Origin of the sequence: Pseudonocardia sp. EV170527-09 (assembly GCF_008369905.1) — a bacterium.
Lineage (GTDB): Bacteria > Actinomycetota > Actinomycetes > Mycobacteriales > Pseudonocardiaceae > Pseudonocardia.
In genome coordinates, this window is the sequence record NZ_VRMC01000056.1 from 1 (window position 1) to 16008 (window position 16008).

Consider the following 16008-nt stretch of genomic DNA (forward strand, 5'->3'; position numbering starts at 1 on the left):
CCACTTCACAACCGGAGGCCTTCGTCTGTCAGCCAGACTCACCGCCCCCGGACGGGACAACCTCCCTGGACATCACAGCTAGGGCCGACCGATCCGCTTGAGCACCGGCGGCAGCTCCCCGCTGTGCAGCACCCCGAGCCGCTGGGTGGCACGGGTGATCGCGACGTAGAGGTCGTTGAGCCCACGCGGGGACTCGTCGAGCATCTCCTGCGGCTCCACCACGACGACGGCGTCGAACTCCAGCCCCTTCGACGCCGCGACCGGCAGCACCACGACCGGCGCGTCCAGCTCGGACTCCCCCTCGGCGGGCTCCGGGGTGGTGAGCCCGGCGGCGTCGAGGACGGCGCGGACCCGGTCCAGGCAGCCCTGCGGCGTGAGGACGGCGGTGCGCCCGTCCCCGACCGCGTCGCGCTCGGCACGCACCCGGTCGACCAGGACCCGGTCCCCGTCGACCCCGGCGGGCAGCGCCACCGCCCACGGCGGGACCCCGGTCGAGCGCACCGACGACGGCGGCTGCAGCGAGGCGTCGATCTCGGCGAGCACGTCGTCGGCGACGTCGGCGATCTCCGAGGGCGTCCGGTAGTTCACCGTCAGCTGCTCCAGCCGCCACCGCCGCGCCACGAACGGTGACAGCACCTCGTCCCAGGAGCCCGCACCGCCGCGGTCACCGGTCTGGGCGATGTCCCCGACCAGGGTCATCGACCGGGCGGGGGCGCGGCGCATGACCATCCGCCAGGCCATCGCCGACAGCTCCTGCGCCTCGTCGACGATGATGTGGCCGTAGGTCCACTCACGGTCCGCGGCCGCCCGCTCGGCGGTGGAGTCGTAGCGGGAGACCTGCATGCGCTCGGCGAGCCGGTCGGCGTCGATGATGTCGGTGGCGCGCAGCAGCTCGGGGTCGAGGTCCTCCTCCAGGTCGAGCACGTCGAGCACGCCCTGGGCGTACTCGACCTCCTCACGCAGCGCGGCGGCCTCGGCGGCGGCCTGGGCCGCGCCGTCGTCGCCGAGCAGCTCGGCCGCCTCGTCGAGCAGGGCGACGTCGGCCGGGGTCCAGCGCAGGTCCGGGGGCACCTCGGGGCCGGGCGCCGGGCGCTCCAGCAGCGCCCGCTCGGGCGCCGGGATCCGGCGGGCCACCGAGTTGAGCCGGCGGCGGTCGGCGAACAGGTCGGTCAGCAGCTGCTCGGGCGACAGCGTCGGCCAGAGCTCCTCCAGCTGCGCCGCCACCTCGGCGGACTCGGCGAGCTCGTCGCGGATGTCGTCGACGTCGCGCCGGTCCAGCAGACCGGACTCGCCGCCGCCGACACGACGGGCGACCTGCTGGGCGAGCAGCCGGAGCAGCTCCTTGCGGAAGATGCGGCGGGCCTCGTTGTGCGGCTTGCGGGAACGCCGGGCCCGGGTACGGGCCTGGGCGACGGTGTCGCGGTCGAACACCACCCGCTGCTGTTCCACGACGAGCTCGACCGGGCTGCGCGGCAGCTGCTGCCGGTCGCGCACGGCGGCGGCGATCACCGGTGCCATCTCGGCGCGGCCCTTCAGCTCCGCCGTCGCCGGGGACTCGGTCCGGCGCGCGTCCAGGCCGGGGAACAGCTGCGCGACGGTGCCGAGCACAACGCTGGTCTCCCCCAGCGAGGGCAGGACCTGCCCGATGTAGCGCAGGAACGTCGGGTTCGGCCCGACGACGAGCACGCCGCGCCGGGCGAGCCGGTCGCGGTGGGTGTAGAGCAGGTACGCCGCGCGGTGCAGCGCGACCGCCGTCTTCCCGGTCCCGGGCCCGCCCTGCACGACCAGCACGCCGGACGGCTTCGACCGGATGATCCGGTCCTGCTCGCCCTGGATGGTCGCGACGATGTCGCCCATCCGCCCGGTACGGGCCTGCGACACCGCGGCCAGCAGCGCGGCCTCGCTGGTGAGCCCCGACCCGGAGCGGGCCCGCTCCTCCTCGGACATCTCGGCCAGGTTGAGCGGCTCGTCGTCGATCGCCACGACCTGCCGGAGCCGGGTCCGCAGGTGCCTGCGCCGCCGCATCCCCTCGGGGTTCGCGGCGGTGGCGGTGTAGAACGGCCGGGCGGCGGGCGCCCGCCAGTCCATCAGCAGCGGCTCGTACTCGTTGTCCTCGTCGAGCAGGCCGATGCGGCCGACGTAGCGGATCTCGCCGTCGTCGGCGTCGAGCCGGCCGAAGGCCAGCCCGTGCTCGGCGGCGCGCAGCCCGGCGAGCCGGTCGGTGAGCATCTCCGCGGCGGCGTCGCGCTGGGTGATGGCCTGCGGGGTGCCGACGGTCTCCTCGCGCAGCGTGTCGGCCAGCCGGCGCGCGGTGTCGCGGCGGCGGTCCTCGAGCTGCTCGTAGAGCATGGCCACGTAGGACTGTTCGTGTGCCAGCTCCGGGTCGACCGGCGCGGCGGGGTCGGCCGCGGCAGCCGGGGGACCGGCAGCGGAAGTGGGTTCGGGCACGGCGCGGGGATCCTCCACCGGGGGGACGTACACGACACGTCCGCGCGGTGGCAGGGCGAGCCTGTCGCCGACGGAGCGACTGACCAGGCTACCAGCGGTGCACGACCGACCGGTACGTGACGGGCCGGGGTCGTCCGGCCACCGTCCGGCTGACCCACCGTCCGGCGACCCGCCGTCCGGCGGAGCGGCCGGACGGCGGAGTGCCGGGCGCGGTCAGCCGCGGACCCGCGGGGCCCGCCCGTGGGGCTGCTCCACCGGCTCCACCCACTCCGGGGTGGGGGTCGGCGCGGTGGCCGGGGCCTCGCCGTCGAGCGCGATCGGGTCGCCGTGGTGGCGCAGCCGCATCGGGGCGCCGTCGGTGAGGCGGTACTCGGTCTCCTCGGGGGTGATCGAGACCCGGATCCGGCGCCCCTGCCACTTCAGGCCGAACGAGATCCGCGACAGCGACGTCGGGAGCACCGGCGCGAACGACAGCCCGTCGGCCTCGCAGCGCATCCCGCCGAAGCCCAGCACGACCGCGGTCCAGGTACCGGCCATCGACGCGATGTGCATGCCGTGGTCGGTGTTGCCCGCGAGGTCCTGCAGGTCGACCAGCGCGGCCTCGGCGAGGTACTGGTGGGCCAGCTCCAGGTGCCCGGTGCAGGCGGCCATCACCGACTGGGTGCACGCCGACAGCGACGAGTCCCGCACCGTGATCGCCTCGTAGTAGGCGAAGTTGCGGCGCTTCTGCTCCTCGGTGAACGCCTCCGGGAAGATCTGCATCGCCAGCACGAGGTCGGCCTGCTTGATGACCTGCTTGCGGTAGAGGTCGAAGTAGGGGTAGTTCAGCAGCAGCGGGTACCGGTCGGCCGGGGTCTCCTCGAAGTTCCACCGCTGGTGGTCGGTGAAGCCCTCGGACTGCGGGTGCACGCCGAGCCGGGAGTCGAACGGGATGAACATGGCGCTCGCGGCGTCGCGCCAGGACGCGATCTCCTCCGAGTCCACCCCGAGCCGCGACGCCGAGCGCGGGTGCTTCGCGGCGACCTCGGCGGCGTAGCGCAGGTTCTGCTGGGCCATCAGGTTGGTGTAGACGTTGTTGTCCGCGATCGAGGAGTACTCGTCGGGGCCGGTGACACCGTCGATGCGGAAGTTGCCCGCCGAGTCGTGGCTGCCCAGCGAGCGCCACAGCCGCGCCGTCGCGACCAGCAGCTCCAGCCCGACCTCCAGCTCGAACGCGGTGTCGCCGGTGGCGTGCACGTGCCGCTTGACCGCGTCGGCGATGTCGGCGTTGATGTGGAACGCCGCGGTGCCCGCGGGCCAGTAGCCGGAGCACTCGTGGCCGCGGATGGTGCGCCACGGGAACGCCGCGCCCTTGAGACCGAGGGTCTCGGCGCGCTCGAAGGCCAGCGGCAGGATCGACTTGCGCCAGCGCAGCGCGTCCGCCGCCGCCTCCGGGGCGACGAAGGACAGCACCTGCAGGCAGAACGTCTCGGTGTCCCAGAAGGTGTGGCCGTCGTAGCCGTCGGCGGTCAGCCCCTTGGCCGGGATGCAGCGGCGCTCGGCGCGGGCGCCCGCCTGCAGGATGTGGAAGGTCGCGAGCCGCACGGCCTGCTGCAGCTCGGCGTCGCCGTCGATCTCGACGTCGGCGGTGGCCCAGAAGTCGTCGAGGTAGTCGCGCTGCTCGGCCACCAGGCCGTCCCAGCCGGTGTAGCGGGCGGCGGCGATGGCAGCGCGCACCTGGTCGTAGACCGCCGGCAGGCTGCGCCGTGAGGACCAGCCGTAGGCGAGGTACTTGACCACGCGCAGCGACTGGCCGGGCTGCACCCTGGCGATGACGGTCGTGCGGGCGAGGTCCTCGTTGGCGTCGGTGGACACCTGCACGCCCTCCGGGCCGAAGACCTCGTGCTCCATCGCCGCGCCGCAGCGCAGCCCCGACTTGCGGGTGCGGTGCACCAGGGTGGCCCCGGCGTCGCCGGCGCGGGACTGCTCGGGCTCCAGCACGTTGTCCAGCGCGGTGTCCAGGCGCGGGTCGTCGGCGTCGCGGCCGGGCAGCTGCTCGTTCGCGACGAGCTCGGACTGCAGCACCAGCAGCGCCGCGTCACCGGCGGCGCCGCTGCCCTCGTTGCCGTTGCTCACCAGCTCGACCTCGTAGGAGATCGCGGCGACCGCACGCTGGGTCAGCGACACCATGCGGGTGGAGCGGACCCGGACCCGGCGCCCGGCCGGGGACTCCCACTCGACCTCGCGGTGCAGCGTCCCGGCCTGCATGTCCAGCACCCGCTCGTGCCGGTGCAGGGTGCCGTAGCGCAGGTCGAACGGCTCGTCGTCGACCAGCAGCCGGATCAGCTTGCCGTTGGTCGTGTTGATGATCGTCTGCCCGGACTCGGGGTAGCCGTAGCCACCCTCGGCGTACGGCAGCGGGCGTACCTCGTAGAAGGAGTTCAGGTAGGTGCCGGGCAGGACGTGCGGCTCACCCTCGTCGAGGTTGCCACGCAGCCCGATGTGGCCGTTGGACAGTGCGAAGACCGACTCGGTCTGGCCCATCGCGTCCAGGTCGAGGCGCGGTTCGCGGACCACCCACGGCTCGACGGTGAAGGTGGGCAGGTGGTCGGGCTTCACGAACGCTCCAGCAGGTCGGCGAGATCGGTGACGACGACGTCCGCGCCGTGCTCACGCAGCGCGGCCGCCTGGTCGAGACGGTCGACGCCGACGACGGCGCCGAAGTCCCCCGCGTGGCCGGCCTGCACGCCGGCCAGCGCGTCCTCGAACACGACCGCGACGGACCGGTCGACCCCGAGGTCGGCCGCGGCGGCGAGGAAGGTGTCGGGGGCGGGCTTGCCGGGCAGGCCGCGCTCGCGGGCGGTGACCCCGTCGACGCGGTGGTCGATGAACGTCTCCAGCCCGGTGACCCGCAGGATCTGCTCGGCGTTGGCGCTGGAGGACACCACCGCGGTGGCGAGGCCGGCGTCCTTCACCGCCTCCAGGTAGCGACGCGACCCCGGGTAGACGTCGACGCCGTCGGTGCGGATGCGCTCCTGCACGAGGTCGTTCTTGCGGGTGGACAGGCCCCACAGGGTCTCGGCGTCCGGGGGGTCGTCGGGCGTCCCCTCGGGCAGCTCGATCCCGCGCGAGGCGAGGAAGCTGCGGGTCCCCTCGAGACGGGGTTTCCCGTCCACGTACGGACCGTAGTCGGTGGTGACGTCGAACGGGGTGTACCCGTCACCGTCACGGGCACGGAGGTACTCGTCGAACATCTGTTTCCACGCCGCAGCGTGGACGCTCGCGGTGTCGGTGAGTACGCCGTCCAGGTCGAACAGGCACGCGCGTGTGCCCTCGGGCAGCCCCAGCATGGCGCGCACGCTATCCGGATCGATGAAGCTCCGTCTCCCCGGGCGGTGCACGCCACTCCCCCGCCGACGGGTGTCACACCACGGGCACGCCCAGCGGCAGGACCAACAGGACGAACGGGGCGCCGGCGGAGGCGTCCGGGTCCAGCCGGACGTGGACCGCACCGCCCGCGCTGTGCGGCTCGATCTCCTCCTGCACCCCGCGGCGGACCGCGGCGAGCAGCGACAGCGGCGGCACCGCGGACGACGGGTCGACCCCGGCCCCGGACGGGTCGTCGAGCTCGGTGGTCAGGCGGGCCCCGAACCGGGTCCGTTCGATCTGCAGGTAGGCCCGGACGGCGGCGAGCTCCTCGTCGAGCCGGATCGACGCCTCCCCGGCCCGGTCCGCGGCCCGCGACAGGTCGGCGAAGCCGAGCAGCAGCTCCCGGGCCCGAGGCGGGTCGGTGCGCACCAGCGAGGCGATGGTGTTGAGGGTGTTGTAGACGAAGTGCTGCTCCAGCCGGCGCGACAGCGGGCCGTGCCAGGGGCCGTCCGGGGCGGCCGTCGGCGCCGCCGGGGCCCCGGGTAGGGGCGGGACCGCGTCGCGCACCCGGATGCGGACGGTCTCGTCGGGGGCCGGGGCGCGGTGGGCGCCCGGCCGCGGCGGACGGGCTTCGTCGGGGGGCGCGTCGCGGGCGGCCGGCTCGGCGAACGGCTCGGCGGCGGGGTCCCGGGTGGTCCGCGCGGCCGGGTCGTGGTCCGGCCCGGCTCGGCCGGGGGCCGGGCCCGGGGTGCGGGTGGCGGGGCGCGCGTCGTCGTCGGTGGCCGCGGGCCGGGTGCCCGCGCCGGCGGCCCGCGGCAGCACCACCGTCTCCGGACCCGGCCCCGGACCCTGGTCGGTCCCGGCCGGGGACGCCCCCGGGCGGCGCAGCGCGACGGTCGGCCGGGACGCCGACGCCGCCCGGCGTGCCGCCTCGATGGCGGCGCCCAGGTCGTCGTCGTGCTCGGCGGGCGGCACCAGCCCGCGCCAGGACGGCAGGGCGAGCCGCCCGGCGGCCGTCCGGCCCCGGTGCTCGACCGCCGCGACCAGGCCGGGGGCCAGCCAGCGGGCGTCGCCGATGCCCTCGGGCACCCCGAGCGGCGGGGTCCCGGTGGCGGGGACGCCCACGACGGTCCGGGCGTCGACGTCGGCGGCGCCGATCCCGACGCGGCCCACGTAGCGGAGCCCGTCGGGCTCGGGCAGCGCCAGCAGCACCGCACCGATCCGCTCCCGGCCCCCGCCGGGGCCCCCGGCCGGCACCCAACCGGCGACGAGCACCTGCCGATGCCGGCGCAGCGGCACCCGCAGCCAGTTCCGGGTGCGCCGCCCGGGCTGGTAGGGCAGGTCGAGCCGCTTGAGGTGCAGCCCGTCGAGGCCGTAGCGCTCCGCGGTCCGCACCACCAGGTCGGCCTCGTCGAGCCCGAACGACGGCGGGACCAGGATCTTCGGCCCGGCCAGGCCGAGCGCCTCCAGCTCCGCGCGGCGCCGCCGGTAGGGCAGCTCCAGGGTGCGGCGGCCGTCGCAGAACAGCAGGTCGGTGACGACGTAGCCGATGGGCACCTCGGTCCGCAGGGCCGCGTCCGGGGACACCGTCGCGGTGCGACGCAGCAGCGGCCCGCGCGACGGGCGGCCCGCCTCGTCGAGGGCGACGACCGTGCCGTCGAGCACGAAGCCCCCTGGCGGGGCCTGGTCGCCGAGCACGGCGAGCTCGGGGAAGGACCCGGTCACGCTGCGCGCGGTGGACGACAGCAGCCGGACGCGGCCGGGCCGGGCGTAGGCCACGCAGCGGTGGCCCTCCCAGGCGAACTCGACCGCCCAGCGGTCCGGGTCGCCCGCGTCGGTCAGCTCCCCGGCGGCGGGCAGCATCGGCGGGACGAGGTCGGGCATGGGCGCGCCGGGTCCCACGCCGGCGCCCGACTGCCCGGCGCCGTGCGTCGCACCGCCCCCCACCACGGCATCCACGCTATCCCCCGCACGGGCGAGTGCGGCCGCCACCTCGGCGCTGCGGCGCCCGGTGTCGGGGGTGTCTGCGACGATCGGTCCCATCATGACGCTCACCGACCGGCTGCCGCGCTCCTCCGACCCCGCGAACCCCCCGGACCCCGCCGCGCTGGTGGACACCTTCGCCGAGTGGGCGTTCGACGAGCGCGGCCTGTCGCTCTACCCGGCGCAGGAGGAGGCGCTGCTGGAGCTGGTCACCGGCGCCAACGTGATCCTCTCGACGCCGACGGGCTCGGGGAAGTCGCTGGTCGCGATCGGTGCGCACGCCGCCGCGCTGGCCCGCGGGGAGCGCAGCTTCTACACCGCACCGATCAAGGCGCTGGTCAGCGAGAAGTTCTTCGCGCTGTGCGAGGTCTTCGGCGCGGACAAGGTCGGCATGCTCACCGGCGACGCCGCGGTGAACGAGAAGGCGCCGATCATCTGCTGCACCGCGGAGATCCTGGCCAACCTCGCGCTCCGCGAGGGCCCCGGGACCGACGTCGGCACGGTGATCATGGACGAGTTCCACTTCTACGCCGACCCGTCGCGCGGCTGGGCCTGGCAGGTGCCGATCGTCGAGCTGCCGCAGGCGCAGTTCCTGCTGATGAGCGCCACGCTGGGCGAGACGTCCTTCTTCGCCGAGGACCTGACCCGGCGCACCGGCCGGGAGACCGCCGAGATCACCTCGGTGGAGCGGCCGGTGCCGCTGCACTTCCGCTACGTCGTCGAGCCGCTGCACGAGACGATCACCGAGCTGCTCTCGACCCGTGAGGCGCCGGTCTACGTCGTGCACTTCACCCAGCAGGCCGCCGTCGAGCGGGCCCAGGCCCTGATGAGCGTGAACGTCACCTCCAAGGAGGACAAGGCCGCGATCGCCGAGACGATCGGGGCGTTCCGGTTCACCTCCGGCTTCGGCCGCACCCTGTCCCGGCTGGTGCGCCACGGGATCGGCGTGCACCACGCCGGGATGCTCCCCCGCTACCGGCGGCTGGTGGAGACCCTGGCCCAGGCCGGGCTGCTCAAGGTCATCTGCGGCACCGACACCCTCGGCGTCGGCATCAACGTGCCCATCCGCACGGTGCTGTTCACCGCGCTGTCCAAGTACGACGGGCGCCGCGTGCGCCCGCTCAAGGCCCGCGAGTTCCACCAGATCGCCGGCCGCGCCGGGCGCGCCGGGTACGACACCGTCGGGACCGTCGTCGCGCAGGCCCCCGAGCACGACATCGACAACGCCAAGGCACTGGCCAAGGCGGGCGACGACCCGAAGAAGCGCCGCAAGGTCCAGCGCAAGCAGCCCCCCGAGGGGTTCGTGGGCTGGTCGCAGACCTCGTTCGAGAAGCTGCAGCAGGCTCGCCCCGAGCCGCTGACCAGCCACTTCGAGGTCACCCACGCGATGCTGCTCAACGTCGTCTCGCGCGGCGGGGACACCTACGCGGCGATGGAGCACCTGCTCACCGACAACCACGAGCCCCGCAAGCGGCAGCTCAAGCACATGCTGCGGGCGATCGCGATCTACCGGGCGCTGCGCACCTCCGGCGTCGTCGAGCAGTACACCGTGGAGGGCGCGGCCCGGCCGCGCGCCCGGGTGGTCGACGAGCTGCAGCTGGACTTCGCGCTCAACCAGCCGCTGTCGCCGTTCGCGCTGGCGGTGTTCGAGCTGCTCGACCGGGAGTCGCCGACCTACGCCCTCGACGTGCTCTCGGTGATCGAGTCGACCCTCGACGACCCTCGCCAGATCCTCGCCGCCCAGCAGAACAAGGCCCGCGGCGAGGCGATCGCGGCGATGAAGGCCGACGGCGTCGAGTACGAGGAGCGGATGGCCCGGCTGGAGGACGTGACCCACCCCAAGCCGCTGGACGAGATGCTGCACGCCGCGCTGGAGACCTACCGCCGCGGCGCGCCGTGGGTCGCCGACGCCGTCCTGTCGCCGAAGTCGGTGGTCCGGGACATGAGCGAGCGGGCGATGACGTTCACCGAGTACGTCTCGCACTACCAGCTCGCCCGTTCCGAGGGCCTGGTGCTGCGCTACCTGGCCGACGCCTACCGGGCGCTGCGGCAGACCGTGCCCGAGCACGCCCGCACCGAGGAGCTCACCGACCTCGTGGAGTGGCTGGGCGAGCTGGTCCGCCAGACCGACTCCTCGCCGCTCGACGAGTGGGAGAAGCTCGCCGCCGGTGCGGGGGCCGACGGGGAGGTGCTGCCGCCGGGGGCCGAGGTCGCCGTCGCCACACCGACCGGGGTCACCGGCAACACCCGCGCGTTCCGGGTCATGGTGCGCAACGCGCTGTTCCGCCGGGTGGAGCTCGCGGCGATGGGCCGTTACGCCGAGCTGGGTGACCTCGACGCCGACGCCGGCTGGACCGCCGACCGCTGGCGGGACGCGCTGGCCCCCTACTTCGCGATCCACGACCGGATCGGCTTCGGGCCCGACGCACGCGGGCCCGAACTGTTCGACCTCACCGAGGAGGCCGACCGTTGGCTGGTGCGCCAGGTGCTCGACGACCCGGCCGGCGACCGGGACTGGGCGATCCTGGCCGAGGTGGACCTCGCCGCCTCCGACGAGGCAGGCGAGGCGGTCGTGTGGGTGACGGACGTGACCGACGGGTCCTCGGTCTGACCCGACCGGCCGGTTGTCCGGCACCGACGTAACCCGGTCGGCCCCACCGGGCGGGTCGGATCGGTTACGGTGTTCACCGATCATCCCGATCATGAGGGAAGTCCCTCCCACCGGAGCGAACGGGGGCGGTGGATGCAGCAGGCCGACGTCGCCGCTGCACGCGCCGACCACGGACGGGCGCTCGTCCGCGCAGCCCTCCCCGACCCCGCCGACCTCGCCGCCCCGTGGACCGAGGAGCTGGCACGCCGCTCGGTGCTGCCGGTCACGGAGCTGCGCCCGGTCGTCGACCGGGTGACCGGGCAGCTGCGGGCCGCCGCACTGGCCGAGCGGTACGACCCGGACCTCCCGGCCACCGCCGGCGGGGACCTGGTGCGGGCCCGGATCCACCAGCCGGGCTGCCTGGAGGTCGGGATGGAGCTGCTCGGGGCACACCTCGAACCGGCTGCCGACACCGCCGCCCGGGTCCGCCGGATCGCGGCGGTGCTGGCGTCGTTCGCCCGCGGGTTCACCGAGGCCACCCGCCGCCTGGTCCTCGCCGAGCACGAACAGGTCACCCGCGCCGCGCTGGAGGCCCGCCGCGTCGCCGAGGAGGCCCGCCGACGCTCGGACCTGCGGCTGCGGACCGTCGTCGACTCCGCGGCCGTCGGGATCGTGATCTTCGACCCGGACGGCAGGCTCGTCGAGGTCAACGAGACCGCCGCGGTCATGCTCGGCTACACCCCCGCGCAGCTGCTGACGATGCGGGTCACCGACCTCGTGCCCCCGGAGTCCGCGCCGGAGGTGTGGGCGGAGCGGCCGCGGCTGCTCGACGGCTCGCTGGACCGGCTCCGGGTGGTCCGCTCGGTCCGGCGGGCCGACGACAGCGACGTGCGGATCGACGCCGTCGTCACCCTGCTCGGACCGGTCGGCGGTGACGAGCGGCTGTTCGTCGCGGTGGTCACCGACGTGACCGACCAGCTCCGGATGCGGGAGAGCCTGGCCCACCAGGCGTCGCACGACCCGCTGACCGGGCTGCCGAACCGGTCGCTGTTCTTCGAGCGGCTGCGTGCCGCGATCGACGCGGGCTCCCCCGGCGCCCGCCCAGGTGTGTGCTACCTGGACCTCGACGGGTTCAAGGTCGTCAACGACACCCTGGGCCACCAGGCCGGGGACCGGCTGCTGCAGGTGCTGGCCGACCGCCTGCGGGACACGCTGGAGCCCGCGGGGCACCTCGTCGCGCGGATGGGCGGCGACGAGTTCGTCGTGCTGGTGCCGTGCACCGCCGACCGGGCCGAGCTGGAGGAGGTCGCGACCCGCGCACTGGGGACCGTGCGCAGGCCGGTCCGCGTCGACGGCCGGGACATCGTGATCTCGGCGAGCGTCGGGGTGGTGCGCCACGACGGCGAGCTGGACGCCGACGAGCTGATCGCCGCCGCCGACACCACCCTGTACTCGGCCAAGCGTGCCGGCCGCGGGCGCTACGTGCTCTACGACCGCGACCGGCACCGCGACGACGTCGCCCGCCTCGAGCTGTCCTCGCAGATGCCCGAGGCGCTGCGCCGCGACGACTTCGTGGTCGTCTACCAGCCGCTGGTCCGCCTCGTCGACGAGCAGACGATCGGGGTGGAGGCGCTGGTGCGCTGGCAGCGGCCCGACGGGCAGCTGCTGGGCCCGGACCGGTTCATCCCGCTCGCCGAGGAGACCGGGCTGGTCGTGCCGCTGGGCCGACGTGTCCTCGACGAGGCGTGCCGGCAGGGCCGGATCTGGTCCGACGCGTACCCGGGCAGGCCGCTGACCATCAGCGTGAACGTCGCCGCCCGGCAGGTGACCGAGTCCGACCTGGTCGCCGACGTCGCGGCCACCCTGGAACGCCACCACTGGCCACCCGAGCTGCTGCAGGTCGAACTGACCGAGTCCGACCTGATGGGGTCGCCCGGCCGGCCGCTGGCGACGCTGCGCGAGCTCGACCGGCTCGGGGTGAAGATCGCCATCGACGACTTCGGGACCGGCTACTCGAACCTCGCCTACCTGCGGCACCTGCCGGTACACCGACTCAAGCTCGCCGGGCACTTCCTCGCCGGGACCGCCGAGCGCGACGACGTCATCCTGCGCACGCTGATCTCGCTGGCCTCGGCGCTGGACCTCGAGGTCACCGCCGAGGCGGTGGAGACCCGGGAGCAGGCGGCGCGGCTGCGCGAGTACGGCTGTGCCAACGCCCAGAGCTGGTACTACGCACCGGCGGTCGCCGCCGAACGGGTCCCGGACCTGATCCGGGACCCGTTCCTGCGCGAGCTCTGAACAGCCCGTCAGGCCGCGTTGCGCTCGTCGCGCCAGGCGATCCAGTCCTTCAGCCGGGCCAGGTCGTAGCCGCCCTGGCCGTCCTCGCCGACGGTGAACAGCCGCGCACCGGCGTCGTACAGGGCGGCTCCGGAGTCCTCCGGGGAGCCCTCGACGCCCACCGAGCGCTCGATCTCGGCCGGGTCGCGGCCGATGTCACGGCAGTGTCCGTCGAGCACGGCCGACTTGCGGACGAGCGTGTCGGCGTCGCCGAAACCGTGCCAGATGCCGGCGTGCTCGGCGGTGTAGCGCAGTGTCTTCTTCTCGCCGCCGCCACCGATGAGGATCGGGATGTCGCGGGTGGGGGCCGGGTTGAGCTTCGACCACCGGTCGCGGATCCGGGGCAGGGCGGCAGCCAGGTCGTTCAGCCGACCGCCCGCCGTGCCGAACTCGTAGCCGTACTCGTCGTAGTCGCGCTGGAACCAGCCGGACCCGATGCCCAGGATGAGCCGGCCGCCGGAGATGTGGTCGACGGTGCGGGCCATGTCGGCGAGCAGCTCGGGGTTGCGGTAGCTGTTGCAGGTCACCAGGGCGCCGATCTCCACCCGGGAGGTCGCCTCGGCCCAGGCGCCGAGCATGGTCCAGCACTCGAAGTGCTTGCCGTCGGGCTCGCCGTAGAGCGGGAAGAAGTGGTCCCAGTTGAAGACGATGTCGACGCCGGCCTCCTCCGCGGCGGCGACGGTGCGGCGGATGTCGGCGTAGTCGGCGTGCTGGGGCTGCAGCTGCAGCCCGATGCGGACGGGACGAGGATCGGTCATGTCCCCATCCTGGCCCCGGCGAGCGGTCCTCGCAGGGCGCCCGCGGATCGGGGCCCTAGAGCCTGCGTAACCCCGCCAGGACCCGGTCCATCAGCGCGACGCTCGGCCCGTCCTCCGCCGAGGACACGCCGTGCACCACCAGCCGCCCCTCGGAGGCGAGGTCGTCGATGAGCACGCGGGCCACACCCAGCGGCACCGCGGCCAGCGCCGCGACCTCCGACACCGACCGGGGCCGGGCGCAGAGCCGCAGCACCGTGGCGCGCTCGACCGTTTCGGCCCGCGGGGCGGGGCCGGGGGCGGGCCGAACCGAGACCAGCGTCTCCAGCCGCAGCTCGGCGCGGACCCGGGTACGGCCACCGGTCATGACGTAGGGCCGGACCGGGGCGAACGCCGGGACCTGCGGCGACGCGCCGGCAGCACCGCCGGCAGCGCCGCTGTCTGAGCCGCCGTCCGTGCCGGCGGCCGCACCCGACGGGTGGCCCGGACCCGCGGTGGCGGGGCCGTCCGGCCGGCCGGCGACCAGCGGCAGCGGGGCGGTGTCGGCGAGGCCGGCACCGTCGGGGATCTCCGCGCCGGTACCGCCGGGGGCACCGGCCGCGGCGCCGTCCCGGGCGCCGAGTGCACCGTCACCGGGTGTCGCCGTCGCACCGCCGTCGGCCCCGGCCCGGGCAGCGGCACGCCGGGCCGCGCGCTCGCGGCGGCTCAGCCGGGTCCGCTTCGCCGAGTGCCCACCGAACCGGGCCCCGGTCACACCGACCAGGCTCTCCGGCTCGGGCTCGTCCCCGACGACGGTCGGCCCCGACCCCGACTCCGACTCCGATGCCGGGGCCGGCGCCGGTGGTCTGCCGTGCGGGTACTCCGGGTCGGGGGCGTGCCGGGACGGGGGCGTCCCGAACCGGGCCCCGGTGCGTCCGATCTCCGACCGTGCCATCCACCCTCCGCGCGTCGCGACCCCGACGGCCCGGGGGCGCCGCGGTCGTCCGTTTCGCCCCACGCTGCGCTCGTCGTCACGATGCGCGACCGGGAGCCACAGGGTGGCGCGGGACGGCTACCGCACCGTATCGCCCGTGTCACGTCCGTGTGACGCGGCCTCGTCCGTGCAGGTCACGGCCGCGATGGTTCACCCGATCCGGTGAGCCTGCCGACGCGTGCCGACCACCGCCGGCGCGCCTGCCTGGCGCACCCGGCACCCCCCGAGGGGTGCGCAGGCAGCATTGTTCTAGTACATTGCGAACAAGTTCAGTTCGTTCGAGGACGGAGGACGTCATGACCACATCCACCACACCCACGGGCCGTACGAGCCGGCGCAGGGTGCTGGCCGCCGCCCCCGCGGTGGCACTGACCCTGGCCGGGCTCGCCGCCCTGGTGGCGACCCGGCCGGACGGCCGGTTCGCCGTCCCGGTGGTCGTCATCGGGCTGCTCGCGCTCGGGCTGCCGCTGCTGCGGCTGCGTTCCGGGCGGCCCGATGTCGAGCGCCGCGCCGTCGGCACGTCCTGGGCGTTCGCCGTCATCGTGTGGTGGGTACCGGCCTCCCGGCTGGCCCCGCAGGTCCCCGGCTGGGCCTGGACCGTCGCCGTGCTCGCCGGGGCCGTGGTCGCCTACGGACTCGGGCACGTGCTCGCCGGTCCGGACGCCCCGCACCCGTCGGCGACCGGGGGCGCCCCGGCCGGCGCGGTGCGCACCCCGCTCGCGCCCGGTGAGCGCTACCTGTGGGCACGCTCCGTGCTCTCCCGTCCGACCCTGGTCCTCGCGGGCGTGCTGGTCCTGGCCGGGGTGGCGCTGCTGCTCGCGGGCGGGGCGGCCCCGCTCGTCGTCGTGCTGCTCGCCGCGGCCGTCGTCACGACCGCACTGACCGCCGTCGCCCGGGTCCGGGTCGACGACGCCGGGGTTCACGTCCGCCAGGCCCTGCTCGGCCGCCCGTTGGCCGAGGCACCGCTGGCCGAGGTCCGCGGCGCGCGGTCGGAGCAGCTCGACCCGGAGCACTTCCGCTGGAACGAGTACGGCGTCCTGCGCCGGACGCCGTCGGTGCTCGGCTACCGCGCCCGGCGGGCCGGGGAGGCGCTGGTGCTCGACCTCACCGACGACCGCAGGTTCGTCGTCACCGTGCCCGACGCCGCCACCGCGGCCGGGCTGGTCAACGCCGAGCTGGACCGGCGCGCCGGGCAGGGCGCGGCCGGCGCCGCACCGTCGTGCTGATCCGGGTCGACCCGTCGTCGCCGGTGCCGCTCGGGGACCAGGTCGCGGCCTCGGTCCGCCGGGCGGTCGCCGACGGGCGGGCCGCCGCCGGGGACCGGCTGCCGCCCGCCCGTGAGGTCGCGGGCGCGCTCGGGATCAACCTGCACACCGTGCTGCGTGGCTACCAGCAGCTGCGCGACGAGGGCCTGGTCGACCTGCGGCGCGGCCGCGGGGCCGTGCTCACCGAGCGGGCCACCGGCGGGCGCGCCGAGCTGGAGCGCAAGGCCACCGAGCTGGCCGAGCTCGCCCGGCGCCTCGGGCTCGACGAGTCCGACGCCCTCGGCGCGGTGCGGGCCGCCTTCCGCTGAC

10 protein-coding genes are annotated in these 16008 nt (G+C 75.1%); 4 read left to right on the plus strand and 6 right to left on the minus strand.

What is annotated here, in order from left to right:
- Positions 1-78: 78 nt before the first annotated feature.
- The 4 genes from FVA95_RS17855 to FVA95_RS33715 all read right to left on the minus strand — a co-directional run bounded on the left by FVA95_RS17855 (position 79) and on the right by FVA95_RS33715 (position 7842).
- Positions 79-2349 carry an ATP-binding domain-containing protein gene (locus FVA95_RS17855; RefSeq protein ID WP_149665237.1) on the minus strand — a complete coding sequence of 757 codons (2271 nt, stop codon included), beginning with the start codon at positions 2347-2349 and terminating at the stop codon, positions 79-81.
- 312 nt (positions 2350-2661) lie between these two features.
- Complete coding sequence (locus tag FVA95_RS17860) at positions 2662-5046, minus strand: glycoside hydrolase family 65 protein (RefSeq protein WP_149665211.1); 2385 nt, start codon at positions 5044-5046, stop codon at positions 2662-2664.
- Positions 5043-5777, minus strand: coding sequence for a beta-phosphoglucomutase family hydrolase (locus FVA95_RS17865; protein WP_149665212.1), 735 nt, complete (start codon positions 5775-5777; stop codon positions 5043-5045). The genes FVA95_RS17860 and FVA95_RS17865 overlap by 4 nt, the downstream gene beginning before the upstream one ends.
- Before the next feature lie 73 nt (positions 5778-5850).
- Complete coding sequence (locus FVA95_RS33715) at positions 5851-7842, minus strand: histidine kinase (protein ID WP_149665213.1); 1992 nt, start codon at positions 7840-7842, stop codon at positions 5851-5853.
- On the opposite strand from FVA95_RS33715, the gene FVA95_RS17875 reads away from it, so the two are divergent.
- Both FVA95_RS17875 and FVA95_RS17880 read left to right on the plus strand, forming a co-directional pair.
- Positions 7841-10390, plus strand: a complete 2550-nt coding sequence (locus tag FVA95_RS17875) for an RNA helicase (RefSeq protein ID WP_149665214.1) — start codon at positions 7841-7843, stop codon at positions 10388-10390. The genes FVA95_RS33715 and FVA95_RS17875 overlap by 2 nt on opposite strands.
- Before the next feature lie 132 nt (positions 10391-10522).
- On the plus strand, positions 10523-12667 hold the full coding sequence (locus FVA95_RS17880; protein ID WP_149665215.1) for a bifunctional diguanylate cyclase/phosphodiesterase: 2145 nt from the start codon (positions 10523-10525) through the stop codon (positions 12665-12667).
- An 8-nt stretch (positions 12668-12675) separates the two neighbouring features.
- Here the strand turns inward: FVA95_RS17880 and FVA95_RS17885 are convergent, their stop codons facing one another.
- Together FVA95_RS17885 and FVA95_RS17890 are read right to left on the minus strand one after the other, a co-directional pair.
- Positions 12676-13464 (minus strand): LLM class F420-dependent oxidoreductase, encoded by a 789-nt coding sequence (locus FVA95_RS17885; RefSeq protein ID WP_149665216.1) that lies wholly within the window; start codon positions 13462-13464, stop codon positions 12676-12678.
- Between the two features lie 55 nt (positions 13465-13519).
- Complete coding sequence (locus FVA95_RS17890; protein WP_149665217.1) at positions 13520-14395, minus strand: DUF742 domain-containing protein; 876 nt, start codon at positions 14393-14395, stop codon at positions 13520-13522.
- Positions 14396-14730: 335 nt separating this feature from the next.
- Here FVA95_RS17890 and FVA95_RS17895 point away from each other — a divergent pair, with 335 nt between their 5' ends.
- Together FVA95_RS17895 and FVA95_RS17900 are read left to right on the plus strand one after the other, a co-directional pair.
- Positions 14731-15660: a hypothetical protein gene (locus FVA95_RS17895; RefSeq protein WP_149665218.1), complete on the plus strand. Its 930-nt coding sequence runs from the start codon at positions 14731-14733 to the stop codon at positions 15658-15660.
- Entirely contained in the window at positions 15654-16007 is a 354-nt protein-coding gene (locus FVA95_RS17900) for a GntR family transcriptional regulator (protein ID WP_060711800.1), read from the plus strand. Before FVA95_RS17895 ends, FVA95_RS17900 begins: the two co-directional genes overlap by 7 nt.
- Position 16008 lies beyond the last annotated feature (1 nt).

Bases quoted from the DNA above. Each gene is read 5' to 3' on its own strand.
- FVA95_RS17875 (WP_149665214.1), top strand. From the start codon at position 7,841: ATGACGCTCACCGACCGGCTGCCGCGCTCCTCCGACCCCGCGAACCCC.
- FVA95_RS33715 (WP_149665213.1), bottom strand. From the start codon at position 7,842: ATGATGGGACCGATCGTCGCAGACACCCCCGACACCGGGCGCCGCAGC.
- FVA95_RS17895 (WP_149665218.1), top strand. From the start codon at position 14,731: ATGACCACATCCACCACACCCACGGGCCGTACGAGCCGGCGCAGGGTG.
- FVA95_RS17855 (WP_149665237.1), bottom strand. From the start codon at position 2,349: ATGCTCTACGAGCAGCTCGAGGACCGCCGCCGCGACACCGCGCGCCGG.
- FVA95_RS17885 (WP_149665216.1), bottom strand. From the start codon at position 13,464: ATGACCGATCCTCGTCCCGTCCGCATCGGGCTGCAGCTGCAGCCCCAG.
- FVA95_RS17880 (WP_149665215.1), top strand. From the start codon at position 10,523: ATGCAGCAGGCCGACGTCGCCGCTGCACGCGCCGACCACGGACGGGCG.
- FVA95_RS17865 (WP_149665212.1), bottom strand. From the start codon at position 5,777: ATGCTGGGGCTGCCCGAGGGCACACGCGCGTGCCTGTTCGACCTGGAC.
- FVA95_RS17890 (WP_149665217.1), bottom strand. From the start codon at position 14,395: ATGGCACGGTCGGAGATCGGACGCACCGGGGCCCGGTTCGGGACGCCC.